This window comes from Sanguibacter keddieii DSM 10542 (genome assembly GCF_000024925.1).
GTDB lineage: Bacteria > Actinomycetota > Actinomycetes > Actinomycetales > Cellulomonadaceae > Sanguibacter > Sanguibacter keddieii.
The window spans coordinates 947,084-964,274 of sequence record NC_013521.1 but is presented as its reverse complement, the minus strand read 5'-3'; the positions used below and the strand labels follow the sequence as shown (position 1 = coordinate 964,274).

Below are 17,191 nucleotides of genomic sequence, written 5' to 3'. Positions count from 1 at the left end.
CGCGAGCGCCCGCCGGGTCCGCCTGCGGGATGACCCCGGGTGCCGGCAAGACCCGCCCCCAGCCCGACGCCCCACCTGCACCTCCGTCGATAGCGTGGTGATCACGTCGGGGGCAGGTTCCCCCAACGCAGCGCGGCCCGGTCCCCCGGAGCGCTGGCGCCCCCGACGGCCACCGTCCCCCCGCCACCTGGAGACTCCCCGTGGACACGTCCGCACACCAGCCGCCCGCCGCACCGGGCACCCCCGCCCAGCCCGCCGTCCGCGCTCGCAGCCTCACCAAGCTCTACGGCAAGGGCGCAGGGACCGTGCACGCGCTCGACGGGGTCGACGTCGACTTCGCGCAGGGGCAGTTCACCGCGATCATGGGCCCGTCGGGCTCGGGCAAGTCGACGCTCATGCACCTGCTGGCTGGCCTCGACTCCGCGTCCTCCGGTCAGGCGTTCCTCGGGTCGACCGAGGTGACGAGCCTCGACGACGACCACCTCACCGCGCTGCGCCGCGACAGGGTCGGCTTCGTCTTCCAGTCCTTCAACCTGCTGCCGATGTTCACGGCCGAGCAGAACATCCTGCTGCCGCTGACCCTCGCCGGCTCCCCGGTGACCGCCGAGGTCAAGGGATGGCTGGGCACGCTCGCCCAGACCCTCGGGATCCAGGACCGGCTCACGCACCGCCCCTCCGAGCTGTCCGGCGGGCAGCAGCAGCGCGTCGCGATCGCCCGCGCGCTCATCGCCCGCCCCGAGGTGGTGTTCGCCGACGAGCCCACCGGGAACCTCGACTCGCGCTCGGGCGCCGAGGTGCTGAGCTTCCTGCGGCGCTCGGTCCGCGAGCTCGGCCGCACCATCATCATGGTGACGCACGACCCCGCCGCGGCCGCCTACGCCGACCGCGTGGTGCTCATCGCCGACGGTGCGATCGCCGGCGACATCGCCAACCCCACCCCCGAGTCCGTCCTCGCGGGCCTCGACGCGCTGCGCACCTTCGAGTCGACCGCCGACACGGGCGCCACCCGGCAGGTGGCCTCCTGATGTTCTCCCTCACCTTCGCCCAGATGCGTCGCAGCATCGGGCGGCTCACGGCTGCCGGGATCGCGATCGCGATCGGCACCGCCTTCGTGGCCGCCACGCTGCTCGCCTCGGACGTGCTCACGCGCGCGACCTACGACTCGGTCGCCGCGCAGTACGGGTCCTCCGACCTCGTCGTGCGCAGCGACGGCGCCTACTTCGGCTCGAGCACGATCACGTCGCAGCAGCTCGACCAGATCCGTCAGGCCGACGGCGTCGCCGCCGCAGACCCTGTCGCCGCCGCCTATCTCGAGCTCACCGCCGGTGGCAGCAGCCTCTACCAGGCGAGCATCGCCGTCGGGACCTCCCCTGACCTCCAGCCGCTCACGGTCGCCGAGGGCGCCCTGCCCACCTCCGACAGCGAGATCGCCCTCCCCGAGGGCACCGCCCGCCTCCTCGGCGTGTCCGTGGGCGACAGCGTCGACGAGGTCTCCTACCCGTCCACGGGCGAGAGCGTCTCCGACCCGGTCGGTGTCCGGACCCCCCTCACGGTGACCGGCATCGTCGACGACCCCTATAAGGCCTACGCCGCGCAGGGCGGCGCCGCCGTCGTCGCGGAGGGCCTGTTCACCGAGCGGCACTCCTACGGCACCAACCCGGTGTACCCGCAGGTGGCCGTCGCTCTCACGCCCGGCACCGACCTCGAGACGGCCCGAGACCGCATCGCCGGGATCGTCGACCTGGACAGCACCGAGGTGGTCACCAAGGACGAGGCCGCAGCAGCGTCCGTGAACTCCGCGACCGGCGGGCAGCAGGTCTTCACCGTGGTGATCCTCGCCTTCGCGGCGATCGCGATGGTCGTCGCGGCGCTCGTCATCTCCAACACCTTCCAGGTGCTCGTGGCCCAGCGCACGCGCACCCTCGCCCTGCTCCGCTGCGTGGGTGCCAAGAAGGCCCAGCTGCGCGGGTCCGTCGTGCTCGAGGCAGCCACCCTCGGGCTCGTCTCGTCCCTGGTCGGCATCGTGCTCGGGTCGGCCTTCGTCCAGCTGACCATCATGGTGCTCGCCCGGACCGACCTCGACTTCCCGATCCCCGGACGCATCACCTTCTCCCTCGGCGCGATCCTCTGGCCGCTCGTCGTCGGCACTCTCGTCACCGTCGTGGCGAGCCTCGTCCCCGCCCGGGCGGCGACCCGCGTCGCGCCGCTCGAGGCCATGCGTCCGGCCGACGCGCCGACCCTCGGCGCCTCGGCCGGCAAGGTACGCCTCGCCTTCTCGCTCCTCCTCGCCGTCGGCGGTGCCCTGTTCATGGTCCTCGGTGTCTACCTCACGGCGACCACAGGCCGGGTGGAGGAAGCCGTCGCCGCCGGGGTCTTCGGAGGTGCCGTGTCCTTCGTCGGGATCCTCGTCGGAGCCGTGTTCTGGCTCCCACGCGTCATCGGGCTCGTCGGCCGGCTCCTCGGATCCGCCGGCCCGAGCGCCCGGCTCGCCGGGGCGAACATCACCCGCAACCCGCGCCGCACCGCGGCCACCAGCAGCGCACTCCTCATCGGCGTCACCCTCGTGGCCATGATGTCGGTCGGCGCGGCGTCTGCCCGAGCCTCCCTCGCCTCGACCCTCGACTCCTCGTACAACGTCGACGTCATGGTCGAGACCGGGGCGGTCGAGGCCGACGGGTCGAGCCCCGAGGGGTCGCTCACACCGGCCGTCCTCAGCGAGCTCGCGACGGTCGACGGGGTCGCCGCCGTCGCGCCCGTCTCCGACGTCATGCTCGACGTCGCCGGGAGCACGGGCAGCGTCGCGACGCAGGAGCCCGTCTCCGTCGTCACGAAGGCCTCCGCCCAGGCCGCCCTGCGCGACCCCTCGATCCTCGACGGCCTCGACGCCACGCACGTGGTGGTGTCGCCGTTCTACGCCGACTACATGGTCGGCGACGACAGGACGCTGACCTTCACCGGACCGGGCGGGTCCGTGACGCTCGACGTGGTCGTCGCCGACCTCAAGACCACGCGGGCCGTCGTCGACGCGACCGCCGTGTCCGGCATCGTCGGGGACGTGCTGCCCACGAGCGCGTGGATCCAGGTCGCCGACCTCGACGACGCCAGCACCACCGTGAACATGGTCCGGGACGCCCTGTCGTCGGACGCCGTGTCCGTCACCGGTGCGGCTGTCGAGCGAGCCACGATGCAGCAGGCGATCGACACCATGCTCGCCGTGGTCGTCGGGCTCCTCGCCATCGCGGTGGTCATCGCGCTCATCGGGGTCGCGAACACGCTCTCGCTCTCCGTCCTCGAGCGTCGCCGCGAGTCCGCGACGCTCCGCGCCATCGGGCTCAGCAAGCGACAGCTGAGGCTCACCCTCGCCGTCGAGGGCTCCCTCATCGCCGGGGTCGGCGCCGTGCTCGGCATCGTGCTCGGGGCCGTCTACGGGTGGGTCGGCGCGCTCGTCGTCCTCGGCGGCTTCGCCGACGTGTCCCTCTCGGTGCCCGTCGTCCCGCTGGTGCTCGTGCTCGTCGTCTCAGTCGCAGCGGGCCTGCTCGCCTCGGTGGTCCCCGGCCGCACGGCAGCCCGGACGTCACCGGTCGAGGCGCTCGCCGTCGACTGACCGGGCCGTCGGCACCGGGAGCACAGCAGAGGCCGCGCGTTCCCCGAGGGGATCGTGCGGCCTCTGGCATCTGCGGGAGAGCTCGCCGGTCCTGGTGGAGCGGGTTCAGTCCTGGTCGAGCGAGTACGTGCGGCGTCCGGTGAACCGGGAGACGGGGCCTGACAGCAGGCCGACGAGCACGAGCACGGGCACCACGACGAGCGCTGCACCCAGTGCGGTCTCCCCACCCTGGACGAAGTTCACGCCGACGAGGGCGGCGAGGACCTGGACGGTGATGACCGGCCCTCGGACCCACGCGCGACCGAGGGTGACGCCGTAGGCGCTGGCGAGCAGCAGCCACGCGCCGCCCGCGGCGGAGAGCGTCAGCGCGATCGCGACACCGAGCACCCGCTCGCGCCCGGGCAGCAGGTCGGTCGCACCGACCACGGCGACCACCACGAGGACGAGGCCTTCGAGCGCCAGCAGCGCCGCGGTGCACCACACGGCCGGGTGGCGGCGGATCGCGAGCCAGCGGCGGACCGCTCCGCGCGGTTCGGGAGCGGGCTCGGGCGGCGGGGTGAGACCGGAGGAAGTCATAAGTGATCCAGACGATAGCGGATCGACCGCGATGCTCTCGACCATGTCCTAGGTCCTGGATCGGACGTCACAGCACGCAGAGCCGACCGATCGTCGTGAAACGGCACAGAATCACCCTTGACCTGCGCCGTGCGGCGTGCTTATAACCCACTCGGGGAGCGTGGTTGACCAAAAATGTGACCAAGGCCTCAGTCGTCACACAATAGAAACCTCCTGGTAACCCTTGTGCCGGGGGTGGTTGAGGTGTGAACTGGTTACCAGCAGTCACACCCCCCTCCCTTTGCAGCCGCCCTCCCCCGGGGCTGGCTCCCCCCTGCCTGAGGAGATACCCATGGATTGGCGTCACCGCGCTTCCTGTCTCGACGAAGACCCGGAGCTGTTCTTCCCGATCGGCAACACCGGTCCCGCGATCCTGCAGATCGACGAGGCGAAGGCCGTCTGCCGTCGGTGCCCCGTCGTGGACACCTGCCTCAAGTGGGCCATCGAGTCCGGCCAGGACGCCGGCGTCTGGGGCGGCCTCTCCGAGGACGAGCGCCGCGCCCTCAAGCGCCGCACCGCCCGCGCCCGCCGCGCCAGCTGACCACACGCTGCGCAGGCGCACCACACGCTGAGCACGAGGCCCGGACCCCCTGAGGGGTCCGGGCCTCGTGCCGTCTGTACCGTCGCCGCCTTCGCCTCCGCCTCCGCCAGGTCGTACCGTCGCCGCCGAGGTCGTACCGACACGCCGACAACGCCCCGTGAGAGCGCCGATCTGGCGTGTCGGTACGACCTCGAGGCAGGGTGTGCGACCTCGGGGAGAAGGACGGCTGGTACCCGTCAGGCCGAGGGGTCGTGGTTCGTGACGCCGCGCAGCACCACGGCCACGGTCACGAGGGTGCCGCCGCCCTCGCGCGGCGACCAGTCGATCGTGCCCTGGAGCTCGTTGGTCACCAGGGTGTTGATGATCTGCGTGCCGAGGCCCCCCGAGGAGCCCTTGTCGCGCCCCTCGCCCATCCCGATGCCGTCGTCGGCCACCGTGACCGTGAGGTCGGCGCCGTCGCGCTGCGCCTTGACCTCGACCGTGCCACCACCGGTCGACGACAGGCCGTGCTCGACGGCGTTGGTCACCAGCTCGGTGAGGATCAGCGCGAGCGCCGTGGCGTCCTGCGCCGGGACCATCCCGAAGGAGCCCGTCTGCACCGTCCGCACGCTCACGTCGGCCGACGCGACGTCCGCGGTGAGCCGTAGCGCCCGGCCGACCATGTCGTCGAACTCGACCTCCTCGTCGAGGGTCTGCGACAGCGAGTCGTGCACCAGGGCGATCGTCGCGACGCGACGCATGGCCTCCTCGAGCGCCTCCTTCGCCTCGGGGAGCTTCATGCGACGTGCCTGCAGGCGCAGCAGCGCGGCCACGGTCTGCAGGTTGTTCTTCACGCGGTGGTGGATCTCGCGGATCGTGGCGTCCTTGGTGATGAGCTCGCGCTCGCGCCGCCGGAGCTCTGAGACGTCGCGGCACATGAGCACGGCACCGATGCGGTGCCCGTTCTCGGTGAGCGGCACGGAGCGCACCGACAGGCACACGCCGTGCGAGTCGATCTCCGTCCGCCACGGCGCACGCCCCATGAGGACCAGGGGCATGGACTCGTCGACGGGCACCTGGTGCTCGACCAGCTCGGTGGTCACCTCGATGAGCGACTCGCCGACCAGCGCACCGATGACACCGAGGCGGTGGAAGCAGCTCAGGGCGTTGGGGCTCGCGTAGAGCACCTCGCCCTCGGAGTTCAGCCGGATGAGCCCGTCGCCCACGCGCGGCGCACCCCGGCGCGGGCCGGTCGCCCCGTCGGGGGACGGGAACTCGCCCGTGGTCACCATGTTCATGAGGTCGTCGGCGGCCTCGACGTAGTTGAGCTCGAGGCGGCTCGGCGTCCGGCCGCTGCCCAGGTTCGTCTGGCGGGCGACGACGGCGATCGACCGGCCCGCGTGCACCACGGGGACGACCTCCTCGCGGACGGCGTAGGTACCGAACCAGCGGGGCTCGCGCGAGCGCTGCGTGCTCGCCTCGGTGAGCGCCCGCTCGAGCTGCGGCAGCAGCCCCTCGGGGGCGAAGGACCCGACGATGTCGTCGTGGTGGACGGTCGCCCCGGTGCTGGGCCGGCACTGCGACACGGCGACGAAGCCGCCGTCGGTCGTCGGCAGCCAGAGCACCAGGTCGGCGAAGGCCAGGTCGGAGATGAGCTGCCAGTCCCCGACCAGCAGGTGCAGCCACTCGGCGTCCGCGGGGTCGAGCGCGCTGTACTTGGACACGAGGTTGCTCATGGTCGACACAGGGGAAGCCTACGCGGGCCGCGCCGACGCGCGCTGTCCGCGCGCTGTTCGGTAGGCTCGACCCCACCCGTCACGGCGAAGGAGCGCGTCCGACATGCACACGAGCATCACCCTGCACCTGCCGCTGGCGACGGACGCCGCGGTGCGGCTGGTCAACGACCCCGCCTTCATCCGTCACAAGGCGGCCGAGGCCGGGTCCGGGGTGCTCAGCGTCGACGTGACCGTCGGGACCGACGGCAGCTTCACCTCCGCCGTGCGCCGCGTGATCCCGAGCGACCAGATCCCCGCGCAGGCGCGGTCCTTCGTCGGGTCAGAGCTCGAGATCCGGCAGACCGAGGCGTGGGCCGAGCCCACCGAGGGGGCCGACGGCCGCCGCTTCGGTACCGTCTCGGTCGAGATCACCGGGGCGCCCGTGCGGATGACCGGCTCGATCACCCTCGTCCCCGCCGAGGGCGGGTCGACCATGACCTACGACGGCGAGATCAAGTCACCGGTGCCGCTGTTCGGGGCCAGCATCGAGAAGGCTGCGGCCGAGGCGATCCGCCAGGCGCTCACCTCCGAGGCCGCCACGGCAGCCGGGTGGGTCGCCGACCACCCCGAGGCCTGACCCGGCCCCCGGACCTCACCCACGACGCACCGTCCCCGACGCCGTCACCGCACAGCGCACCGACCTGCACTCCAGACGGGTCGACGCCCGCGGTGGCGGCGTCGTCGTGCGTCGAGACGGCCCTCCCAGATAACGATTCGGCATCCCTCCTGCCACGGCGCAACGCCCTGACCTGCGACGACGTCGTCTCGCACCGTCGTGACCGAGGTCTCACCCGATCTGGTCGTTGACGTGTGGGAGCGATCCCACCATGATCATCCATGACGCATGGGAGCGTTCCCACCGACGGGCGCCCTCCACATGCAGGTTCGACGGTCTCCCCACCCACGGAGAGCCCGACCGTCCCTTGACACGCACGCGCGGCACCGCAGCCGCACGTGGACGAAGGAGTCTGCAGAATGTTCAGCAACCCCCGTTCGCGCCGCCTGACCACGGTGGTCGCCGGCGCTTCGATCATGGCGCTCGCGCTCTCCGCCTGCTCGAGCGACAGCGACGCCGAAGGCACCTCGACCAACGCCGACGGCAAGGTCGAGCTCACGATCGCCACGTTCAACAACTTCGGCTACACCGACGAGCTGCTCGCCGAGTACACGGCCGCCAACCCCAACGTGGTCATCAAGCACACGAAGGCCGCCAAGACCGAGGACGCCCGCTCGAACCTCACGACCAAGCTCGCCGCCGGCGGTGACGGCCTCGCCGACATCGAGGGCATCGAGGTCGACTGGATGCCCGAGCTCGACATGATCTCGACCGCCTTCGCCGACCTCTCCGACCCCGAGGTCGAGGGCCGGTACGTCGACTGGAAGCTCGCCCAGGGCACCGCGTCCGACGGCACGCTCATCGGCCTCGGCACGGACATCGGCCCGGCGGCCATCTGCTACCGCTCCGACCTCTTCGAGGCTGCCGGTCTGCCGACCGACCCCGCCGAGGTCGCCGAGCTGCTCGGCGGCGAGGACGCCACCTGGGACGAGTACTTCCAGGTGGGCCAGCAGTTCGTCGGCGCCAGCGACACCGCCTGGTACGACTCCAGCCTCGCCATCATGCAGGGCATGATCGGCCAGGTCGACGCGGCCTACGAGGACCCCACCACGGGCGAGCCCACGGACCTCTCGGCCAACACCGAGGTCAAGGGCATCTACGACTCGATCAACGCGGTCGCCCCCGACCTCTCGGCGCACCTCGACCAGTGGTCCCCGGACTGGGACGCCGCGTTCCAGAACTCCGGCTTCGCCACGATGCTCTGCCCCGCCTGGATGACCGGCCCGATCGAGGAGCGCGCTGGCGGCGTCGACGGCTGGAACGTCGCTGACGTCTTCCCCGGCGGCGGCGGCAACTGGGGCGGGTCCTTCCTGACCGTCCCGAAGGCCGGCAAGAACGTCGAGGAGGCCAAGAAGCTCGCCCTGTGGCTGACCGCCCCCGAGCAGCAGATCAAGGCCTTCGCCAACGCGGGCACCTTCCCGAGCCAGGTCGCGGCCTACGAGGACGAGACCCTCACCTCGGCCACGAACGACTTCTTCAACGACGCCCCGGTCGGCCAGATCTTCATCAACCGCTCCAACGCGGTGAACCCGGTCCCGCCGTTCAAGGGCCAGAACTACTTCGCGATCCACCAGGCCGTCCAGGACGCGCTCAAGCGGGTCGACGTCGAGCAGACGCAGCAGCCGGACGAGGCGTGGACCCAGGCGGTCTCCGACTTCAACAACCTCGGCTTCTGACCCAGACCTCGCGTCTGACCGCCTGAACGAACGCGCCGGGCGCCGCTGACCAGACCGCACGGTCTGGCAGCGCGCCCGGGCGCGCTCACGCCACACTGCCCGTCCGCGCCCTGCTGCGGCGTCCGCCCGGAGGAACCCCATGGCTGTCCTGTCCCCACCCAAGCCCTCGACCGACGAGGAGCGCACACCCCGTCGGATCGCCTTCCGCCAGCAGCGTGGCAAGTGGGATGTGAAGCTCTCCCCCTACCTGTACATCTCGCCGTTCTTCGTGCTCTTCGCGATCACCGGCCTCTTCCCGCTGGTGTACACCGCCTGGGTGTCGATCCACGACTGGAACCTGCTCATCGGGCAGGGCGAGATGGTGGGCCTCAAGAACTACGCGGACGTGCTCCAGCAGCCGAACTTCTGGAAGGCGCTGCGCAACACCTTCTCGATCTTCCTGCTCTCGTCCGTCCCGCAGGTGATGATCGCGATCGTGCTCGCGGCCCTCCTCGACGCCAACATCCGCGCCCGCACCTTCTGGCGCATGGGCGTGCTGCTGCCCTACGTGGTCGCCCCCGTCGCCGTCGGCCTCATCTTCGGCCGCCTGTTCGCCGACCAGTCCGGCACGATCAACGCCGTCCTCGACATCTTCGGCATGGACCCGGTCCGCTGGCACGCCGAGATCCTGCCCAGCCACTTCGCGATCGCGACCATGGTGAACTTCCGCTGGACGGGCTACAACACCCTCATCTTCCTGGCCGCCATGCAGGCGGTCCCCCGCGAGCTCTACGAGGCCGCGATCATCGACGGGGCCGGCCGCCTGCGCCAGTTCTTCTCGATCACCGTGCCGCAGCTGCGCGCCACCATCATCTTCGTCGTCATCACCTCGACCATCGGCGGTCTGCAGATCTTCGACGAGCCCCGGATGTTCGACCCCTCGGGAATGGGCGGCGCCGACCGGCAGTGGATGACGCTCACCATGTACATCTACGAGCTCGGCTGGGGCAACCAGAAGAGCTTCGGCCGCGCCGCAGCGGTCGCGTGGATCCTCTTCGTCATCATCGTCGTCATCGGGATCATCAACTTCCTCATCACCCGGCGCATCTCGTCGTCCGGGGCGAGGGCCGTGAAGCGCTCGGCCAAGAAGGCCCTGCTCGACGCGCCGCAGACTCCCCCGGCGCCCGCCGCGCCGCTGAGCCCCACCGGGGTCGCGGCACCGGCAGCACCGCCGACGACGACGTACCACCCAGACGACCTGCCGGACGACGGCACCACGACCACCGGGAGCACGCGATGAGCACCTCAGTCCCCGTCATCGCCCAGACCGCCGGCAAGGGCGCTGCCCGCAGCGCCGCCAAGCGCCGCCGCAACAAGGTCGGCGGCGCCGACCGCCGACCCGGGTGGGTCACCTACACCATCCTGTCCGTCGTGCTGCTCGTCTCGGTCTACCCGCTGCTCTACGTGTTCCTGCTCGGGTCCTCCGACCAGCTGACCATCTCGCAGAACCCGATCCCGAGCCTCATCCCCCAGGGCAACCTGCTCGAGAACTTCCAGCGGGTGTTCGACTCCGCGATCCCGCTGTGGAAGGGCTTCTTCAACTCGCTGATCGTCGCCGTGCTGCAGTCGCTGTCCGTCGTGATCTTCTCGACGCTCGCCGGCTACTCCTTCGCCAAGCTGCGCTTCCGCGGCCGCGGACCGCTGCTCGTGTTCGTCATCGCGACGATGGCGATCCCGACCCAGCTCGGCATCGTCCCGCTGTTCATCGTCATGTCCGAGATCGGCTGGTCCGGCAAGCTCATCGCCGTGATCGTGCCCGGCATGGTCACCGCCTTCGGCGTGTTCTGGATGACGCAGTACCTCGAGAACGCCCTGCCCTTCGAGCTCATCGAGGCGGCCCGCGTGGACGGCGCGTCGATGATCCGCACCTTCTGGCACGTGGCCATGCCCGCCGCACGCCCCGCCGCCGCGATGCTCGCGCTCTTCACCTTCATCGGGAGCTGGACCGCGTTCTTCTGGCCGTTCATCATCCTCAACGGGTCCAACCCCACCCTGCCCATGGTGATCCAGCAGCTCCAGGCGAACTACTTCCAGGACTACTCGCTCATCATGGCCGGCGTGCTGCTCTCGACGCTGCCGCTGATCTTCGTGTTCATCTTCGCGGGCCGCCAGCTGGTGGCCGGCATCATGCAAGGAGCTGTCAAGGGATGACGTCCGTGACCCCTACCCCCGCCCCGTCCACGACCGGCACGCCGCTCGTCTTCCCCGAGGGCTTCGTCTGGGGCGCCGCGACCGCGGCCTTCCAGATCGAGGGCGCAGCCCGCGAGGACGGCCGCAAGGACTCCATCTGGGACACCTTCTGCCGCGTGCCCGGCGCCGTCCTCGACGGCCACACCGGTGACGTCGCCTGCGACCACTACCACCGCTACGCCGACGACACGAGGCTCATGCAGGACCTCGGCATCGGCGCCTACAGGTTCTCGTCGTCCTGGGCCCGCGTGCGCCCGGACGGCGTCGCCGGCCCCGCCGGTGTCAACCAGAAGGGGCTCGACTTCTACTCGCGCCTCGTCGACTCGCTCCTCGAGCGGGACATCCTCCCCTGGATCACGCTCTACCACTGGGACCTCCCGCAGGCCCTCGAGGACCAGGGCGGATGGGCGAACCGCGACACCGCGTACCTCTTCGCGGAGTACGCCGTGACGATGCACGAGGCGCTCGGCGACAGGGTCGGCGTGTGGACGACGCTCAACGAGCCGTGGTGCTCGTCGTTCCTCAGCTACACCGCCGGGGTGCACGCGCCCGGCCGCCAGTCGCGACCCGACGGCCTCGCCGCCGCGCACCACCTGCTGCTCGGCCACGGCCTCGCCACCCAGGAGCTGCGTGCCCGGGCTCCCGAGGCGAACCTCGGGCTCACGCTCAACCTCACGGTCGCCGAGCCGGTCGACCCGACCAACCCCGACGACGTCGACGCCGCACGCCGGATCGACGCGCAGTTCAACCGGGTCTTCGCCGACCCGGTCTTCCACGGCGCCTACCCGGTCGACCTCCTCCAGGACCTCGACGACCTCGGGCTCGCCGAGGGGTTCCTCGAGCACGTGCACGACGGGGACCTCGAGATCATCTCGACGCCGATCGACACGCTCGGCGTGAACTACTACCACGGCGAGAGCGTCTCGAAGACGCCCGCAGCCCCCACCGAGGAGCTCCACGGCGACGCCCCCGTCACCCGCGAGACCTCCGCACCGTGGCCCGCGGCAGACGGCGTCTACTGGCACCCCACGGGCGCGCCGGTGACCGACATGGACTGGGAGATCCAGCCGGAGCTCCTCACCCGCCTGCTCGTGCGCATGCACGAGGAGTACACGGGACCGAAGGGCATGCGCCTCTACGTCACCGAGAACGGCTGCGCCTACGACGACGTCGCCGGCCCAGACGAGCAGGTCGACGACCAGGACAGGCTCTCGTTCTACGACCAGCACCTGCGCGCCACGCACGCCGCGATCGCCCAGGGGGCCGACGTCGCGGGATACTTCGCATGGTCGCTGCTCGACAACTTCGAGTGGGCCTGGGGCTACAACAAGCGCTTCGGCATCGTCCGGGTGAACTATGAGACCCAGGAACGTACGGTCAAGGCGAGCGGTGCCTGGTACGGCGAGGTCGCCAGCACCAACACCGTCCCGCCCCGCGGCTGAGGCACCCAGCCCCACCCGCAGCACGGCCCTCACGGGCCACGAGGAGATCCGATGAGCTCGCAGGTACCGACACTCGAAGAGGTGGCCCTGGCCGCCGGTGTGTCACGCTCGACCGCGTCACGCGCCATCAACGGCGGTTCGCGGGTCTCCTCCGAGGCGCAGGCCGCGGTCGACGACGCCGTCGCCCGGCTCGGGTTCGTCCCGAACCGGGCGGCGCGGTCGCTCGTCACCCGCCGCACCAACTCCGTCGCGCTCGTGGTCCCCGAGCCCGACGAGAGGTTCCTCAACGACCCCTTCTTCGCGGCGACGCTGCGCGGCATGAACTCCGTGCTGAAGAACTCCGACCTCCAGCTCGTGCTGCTCATCGCCAAGCTCGACGAGTCCGCCGGGCGGATCGCGCAGTACCTGCGGAACGGCCACGTCGACGGCGCGATCGTCGTCTCGCACCACCGCAAGGACGACCTCGAGGGCGCCATCGAGGCGTCCCGGCTGCCCGCCGTGTTCGTCGGGCGCCCCTTCCACCCGTTCCCGGGGCTGCGGTTCGTCGACGTCGACAACGTCGCCGGCGGACGCATGGCCACCGAGCACCTGCTGCGGCGCGGCTGCACCCGCATCGCGCACATCGCCGGACCTGCCGACATGACCTCGGGCGAGGACCGGCTCGCCGGCTTCGAGGAGGCCGTGCGCGCCGCAGGGCTCGAGCCCGGCCCCGTCGTCCGCGGCGACTTCACCACCGCGACGGGCGCCGCAGCCATGGAGCAGGTCCTCGCCGAGGACCCGACCATCGACGGCGTGTTCGCCGCGTCCGACCTCATGGCCAGCGGCGCGCTCCAGACCCTCGCGGCCCACGGCCGCCGCGTCCCCGACGACGTGGCCGTCATCGGCTACGACGACCTCGGCGTCGCCGACGACACCGTCCCCGCGCTCACCACCATCGCCAACCCCGTGGTCCGCATGGCGCGGCATGCGACCGAAGAGCTCCTCGTGACCCTCGGCGCGCTCTCCCCCGACACCCTGGTGGGCGGTGACGGCGACGCACCGCCGATCATCGAGGAGGACGGGCACTTCGTGCTCGCCCCGGTGCTCGTCGAGCGCGCGTCGAGCTGAATTGCTCTTCGACCTTCCTCGGTCTCACGGCTATGGTTCTCCGCCCGCATCTGCCCCAACAGCACGCCCACGAAAAGGGACGTCGGGCACCGTGTCAGCGGCACCCACGCCAACCCCCAAGTAGCAACCTGAGGCCTTCGGGCAGCGTCAGCATCTCAGGACTTCCCCGATGTGCTTGGAGTCGGGTGCCGACGTTCATCGTCAAGAGTCCTCTAGGATTTTCACGCTAGACCCAAAGCTAAACGTCCGGCCTCGTAGAGCGCGAGACCTCGAAGCCACCCCCTCGCATCGGCAACGGGCGCTCATGGTCATCACCCGCACCTCCCTCCTACACCAGCCATCAAGCGGGCGAAAAACTCTCACCCTCGAGGAAAATTCCCCCACACCATGTATGGTACTCATCAAGCCGAGAGGGAGACTCGGAAGCCACGTACACCTTTCCGCCAATTGCATCGAGGTGTCGGAATGTCAAGGGGAGACCAATGCAGCGTCTATTCGCATCTCGAACACAATGGGCGGTGGGCAATGGGTTCTTCCACAGCGGCATTATCGATACTGATGAGAGTCAAAGCGTCTACGTCTACGATTGCGGGTCAATCAACAGACCAGCCAACCGGGCCGCACTAACTCGAGAGATCGGCGAGTTCGGAAAACAGCTCGACCTGCGGGACGCTGGCGTTGACATCATGTTCATCTCGCACTTTGACGAGGATCATGTGTCCGGAATTCCAGAGCTTACCCAAAGGGTACGGGTGACAAAGTTTGTTCTGCCGATGATTCCAGGACCGGACCGCCTACTCCTCTACTCGAGGTCACTTCTAGACAGAACACCTGGGCGCCCAATCGGGTCCTTCTATGGATCTTTTATCACTGACCCGGATGCCGCCTTACGTGCACTCGGCGCCACGGGGGTTTTTTTCATCCCTCCTACGCAACCGCAAGGCGGCGACGAAGGAGATGCTGGCGAGCCCTTGCACGAAGAGCGGAAGCCCATCAGAGATATCGACTCAGACCAGGGCAACACCACGGCCCATGTCGACCTCGAAATCTCCACCAAACTGGCTACGATCTCAAGAGACGGCGACGTGGTCTGGGAATGGCGGTACGCCCAGTCGCAACAATCCACCTCCGTGATGAAGGATTTCGCTGGCGAGCTCGTGAAGGCCGGCGCGATCGCACGTGAAGTCGATCTTCACGACTCAAGAGAAATAGCACGCTTGGTGCAGACTAGACCGGCCGACCTAGCGGATGCATATCGGCTCGCGATCCGAAAAGTTGGAAGATCCTTCACGAGGAACCTCAGTTCTCTCATGCTTTATTCTGGCCCTCCGGTGGCGGGATGGTGCTCAACCCTTACACGCCGTTCCACAGCATGCCCCCCCTTTGAGGATGTTTTCGTCTCGGGCGATCGCCCGGGGTTTTTGGGCCTTGGCGACGCCAATCTTCGATCAAAGGCCCGTAGGGCGCACGTGAATGCAGTCTTTAAGGAAAGGAAGAAGCGGGTTGGGACCTTCGCGCCAGCCCATCACGGCTCCCACCTAGACTGGAACGTCAGTTTGCTCGATGGACTCGGGGGAGGCTCTGGGTACCGACCAACCCTGGTATTCAGCGCTTCCGGAGCCTACGACCATCCACATTTGAAAGTTCTCCTGGAGGCCAATGAGGCGGGAGCCACGACGAAAGTCGTAGGGGTCGAGGAGCCTTCGCGCTTGACGGAGTCTTTCGCCATCTTCTATCAACCTTGAAACGATTGGCATCGCCTGCCAGCATCTCGGGGTAAGAGATGTTCTGGGAGTGAATATTGTGGAATTCGCACCAGCTTAGCGAACCAGTATGTCAACCAATTATTTACGCAAGAGCTGCACAAATGCACCTTGGACGAAAGCCACCACAACTTAGGCCGCAGAATGCGAAGCCTTGCCGGATGGATGATTATTCGACACTGACAAACGCTTTATTTTCTCACTTTTTTGCGACAGTGAGCCTAGAGTCAGGTCGAGAATGTCTCGATCGACTCAGGGCGGGTGTGCAGAACCGCGACGCAACAAGACCCGAGCGTGAAGGTGCGGCTGACAGGTAGGTTGGTCTGTGACGTGCCGCACAACGGCGCTCACCGACAGCGAGGAGACCACCGACGATGTCCACCCAGAACACGGCAGCGGCAGCCCACGACACCGAGCAGCAGGACGACAGCCCCGAGCAGCGCCCAGGCAGCAGCTCGCCCGAGAGGCCACCGGTGGCGTCCGCACGGCCAGGCCTCGCCGTGCCGGCGACCGCGTCCGTCCCCTGGGCCAACGCCCTGGGCCAGCTCGCCGGTGCCGTGGAGATCCTCGGCTACGAGGAGGGCCTCCACGAGATGCTCGCCACGCCCCGCCGCGAGATCAACGTGGCCGTGCCGCTGCGACGCGACGACGGCCGGGTCGAGCTGTTCAAGGGCTTCCGGGTGCAGCACAACGTCTCGCGCGGGCCGGGCAAGGGCGGGCTGCGGTTCCACCCGAGCGTCGACGCCGACGAGGTTCGCGCGCTCGCCATGCTCATGACGTGGAAGTGTGCCGTCGTCGACCTGCCCTACGGCGGTGCCAAGGGCGGCGTCGGCATCGACCCCGCCGGCTACAGCGAGCGCGAGCTCGAGCGCGTCACCCGTCGCTACACCAGCGAGATCATGCCGATGATCGGCCCCGAGCGCGACATCATGGCACCCGACATGGGCACCAGCGAGAAGACCATGGCCTGGGTCATGGACACGTACTCCGTGAGCCAGGGCTACACCATCCCCGGCGTCGTGACCGGCAAGCCGCTCGCCGTCGGAGGCTCCCTCGGGCGCGCCACCGCCACCTCGCGAGGCGTCGTGCACGTGACCATCTCGGCGCTCGCCGAGGTCGGCGAGGAGGTCACCGGCGCGACCGTCGCGATCCAGGGCTTCGGCAAGGTCGGCGCCCACGCCGCGTCGATCTTCGCCGAGGAGGGCGCCCGGGTGGTCGCCGTGAGCGACCAGTTCGGCGGGCTGCACAACGCCGCCGGCATCGACGTCCCGCGCCTCCTCGACCACGTCGCCGCCACCGGGTCGGTCGTCGGCTTCGAGGGCGCCGACCCCGTCGACAACGACACGCTCCTCGCGCTCGAGGTCGACGTGCTCGTCCCCGCCGCCATCGACGGCGTCCTGGACTCCCGGACCGCCCCGACCGTCCGGGCCCGGTTCGTGGTCGAGGGCGCCAACGGCCCGACCACCGCAGACGCCGACCGGATCCTCGCGGCCAAGGGCGTCGTGGTCGTCCCCGACATCCTCGCCAACGCCGGCGGTGTGGTCGTCTCGTACTTCGAGTGGGTCCAGTCCAACCAGACGTACTGGTGGGACGCCAACGAGATCGAGCAGAAGCTCGCCGACCGCATGCACTCGGCCTTCCGCGAGGTCGCCGCGACCTCGCGCGCCCAGGGCATCACGCTGCGCGACGCAGCGCTGGTCATCGGCGTGCGACGCGTCGCCGAGGCGCACCAGATCCGCGGCCTCTACCCCTGACACCTCCCACCCCGAGGGACGGGGCGCGGCGGCGAGGTACCTCAGGAGGTACCTCGCCGTCGCGCCCCGTCCCTCATGGGGAGGTCAGTC

The 17,191-nt window shown here is 69.4% G+C and carries 13 protein-coding genes; 11 read left to right on the top strand and 2 right to left on the bottom strand.

The features are described 5' to 3' along the window. The first annotated feature begins 200 nt into the window (after window positions 1-200). Entirely contained in the window at window positions 201-1,025 is an 825-nt protein-coding gene (locus SKED_RS04135; RefSeq protein WP_012865868.1) for an ABC transporter ATP-binding protein, read from the top strand. Continuing rightward, window positions 1,025-3,604 carry an ABC transporter permease gene (locus SKED_RS04130; RefSeq protein WP_012865867.1) on the top strand — a complete coding sequence of 860 codons (2,580 nt, stop codon included), beginning with the start codon at window positions 1,025-1,027 and terminating at the stop codon, window positions 3,602-3,604. Before SKED_RS04135 ends, SKED_RS04130 begins: the two co-directional genes overlap by 1 nt. A 105-nt stretch (window positions 3,605-3,709) precedes the next feature. Here SKED_RS04130 and SKED_RS04125 read toward each other — a convergent pair whose 3' ends face one another. After that, window positions 3,710-4,180 (bottom strand): hypothetical protein, encoded by a 471-nt coding sequence (locus SKED_RS04125; RefSeq protein WP_012865866.1) that lies wholly within the window; start codon window positions 4,178-4,180, stop codon window positions 3,710-3,712. A gap of 331 nt (window positions 4,181-4,511) precedes the next feature. Here SKED_RS04125 and SKED_RS04120 point away from each other — a divergent pair, with 331 nt between their 5' ends. Further along, on the top strand, window positions 4,512-4,760 hold the full coding sequence (locus tag SKED_RS04120) for a WhiB family transcriptional regulator (protein WP_012865865.1): 249 nt from the start codon (window positions 4,512-4,514) through the stop codon (window positions 4,758-4,760). A 236-nt stretch (window positions 4,761-4,996) separates the two neighbouring features. Here SKED_RS04120 and SKED_RS04115 read toward each other — a convergent pair whose 3' ends face one another. Further along, a complete protein-coding gene (locus SKED_RS04115; RefSeq protein WP_012865864.1) occupies window positions 4,997-6,475 on the bottom strand; it encodes a sensor histidine kinase in 1,479 nt (492 codons plus the stop codon). Window positions 6,476-6,578: 103 nt separating this feature from the next. On the opposite strand from SKED_RS04115, the gene SKED_RS04110 reads away from it, so the two are divergent. The 8 genes from SKED_RS04110 (at window position 6,579) to SKED_RS04080 (ending at window position 17,101) form a co-directional block, all read left to right on the top strand. Then, window positions 6,579-7,091 (top strand): DUF2505 domain-containing protein, encoded by a 513-nt coding sequence (locus tag SKED_RS04110; RefSeq protein ID WP_012865863.1) that lies wholly within the window; start codon window positions 6,579-6,581, stop codon window positions 7,089-7,091. Window positions 7,092-7,489: 398 nt separating this feature from the next. Then, a complete protein-coding gene (locus SKED_RS04105; RefSeq protein ID WP_012865862.1) occupies window positions 7,490-8,806 on the top strand; it encodes an ABC transporter substrate-binding protein in 1,317 nt (438 codons plus the stop codon). A gap of 139 nt (window positions 8,807-8,945) precedes the next feature. Then, a complete protein-coding gene (locus tag SKED_RS04100) occupies window positions 8,946-10,085 on the top strand; it encodes a carbohydrate ABC transporter permease (RefSeq protein WP_012865861.1) in 1,140 nt (379 codons plus the stop codon). After that, a complete protein-coding gene (locus SKED_RS04095) occupies window positions 10,082-10,996 on the top strand; it encodes a carbohydrate ABC transporter permease (RefSeq protein WP_012865860.1) in 915 nt (304 codons plus the stop codon). The genes SKED_RS04100 and SKED_RS04095 overlap by 4 nt, the downstream gene beginning before the upstream one ends. After that, window positions 10,993-12,477, top strand: coding sequence for a GH1 family beta-glucosidase (locus SKED_RS04090; protein WP_012865859.1), 1,485 nt, complete (start codon window positions 10,993-10,995; stop codon window positions 12,475-12,477). The genes SKED_RS04095 and SKED_RS04090 overlap by 4 nt, the downstream gene beginning before the upstream one ends. 51 nt (window positions 12,478-12,528) lie before the next feature. Beyond that, window positions 12,529-13,584, top strand: coding sequence for a LacI family DNA-binding transcriptional regulator (locus SKED_RS04085; RefSeq protein WP_012865858.1), 1,056 nt, complete (start codon window positions 12,529-12,531; stop codon window positions 13,582-13,584). Between the two features lie 518 nt (window positions 13,585-14,102). Beyond that, entirely contained in the window at window positions 14,103-15,329 is a 1,227-nt protein-coding gene (locus SKED_RS19905) for an MBL fold metallo-hydrolase (protein WP_143755647.1), read from the top strand. A gap of 392 nt (window positions 15,330-15,721) precedes the next feature. Next, complete coding sequence (locus tag SKED_RS04080) at window positions 15,722-17,101, top strand: Glu/Leu/Phe/Val family dehydrogenase (RefSeq protein ID WP_012865856.1); 1,380 nt, start codon at window positions 15,722-15,724, stop codon at window positions 17,099-17,101. Window positions 17,102-17,191: the final 90 nt, after the last annotated feature.

Coding starts and splice junctions, on each gene's coding strand:
- SKED_RS04120 (WP_012865865.1), top strand. CDS start 4,512: ATGGATTGGCGTCACCGCGCTTCCTGTCTCGACGAAGACCCGGAGCTG.
- SKED_RS04125 (WP_012865866.1), bottom strand. CDS start 4,180: ATGACTTCCTCCGGTCTCACCCCGCCGCCCGAGCCCGCTCCCGAACCG.
- SKED_RS04130 (WP_012865867.1), top strand. CDS start 1,025: ATGTTCTCCCTCACCTTCGCCCAGATGCGTCGCAGCATCGGGCGGCTC.
- SKED_RS04115 (WP_012865864.1), bottom strand. CDS start 6,475: ATGAGCAACCTCGTGTCCAAGTACAGCGCGCTCGACCCCGCGGACGCC.
- SKED_RS04105 (WP_012865862.1), top strand. CDS start 7,490: ATGTTCAGCAACCCCCGTTCGCGCCGCCTGACCACGGTGGTCGCCGGC.
- SKED_RS04100 (WP_012865861.1), top strand. CDS start 8,946: ATGGCTGTCCTGTCCCCACCCAAGCCCTCGACCGACGAGGAGCGCACA.
- SKED_RS04110 (WP_012865863.1), top strand. CDS start 6,579: ATGCACACGAGCATCACCCTGCACCTGCCGCTGGCGACGGACGCCGCG.
- SKED_RS04090 (WP_012865859.1), top strand. CDS start 10,993: ATGACGTCCGTGACCCCTACCCCCGCCCCGTCCACGACCGGCACGCCG.
- SKED_RS04085 (WP_012865858.1), top strand. CDS start 12,529: ATGAGCTCGCAGGTACCGACACTCGAAGAGGTGGCCCTGGCCGCCGGT.
- SKED_RS04080 (WP_012865856.1), top strand. CDS start 15,722: ATGTCCACCCAGAACACGGCAGCGGCAGCCCACGACACCGAGCAGCAG.
- SKED_RS04095 (WP_012865860.1), top strand. CDS start 10,082: ATGAGCACCTCAGTCCCCGTCATCGCCCAGACCGCCGGCAAGGGCGCT.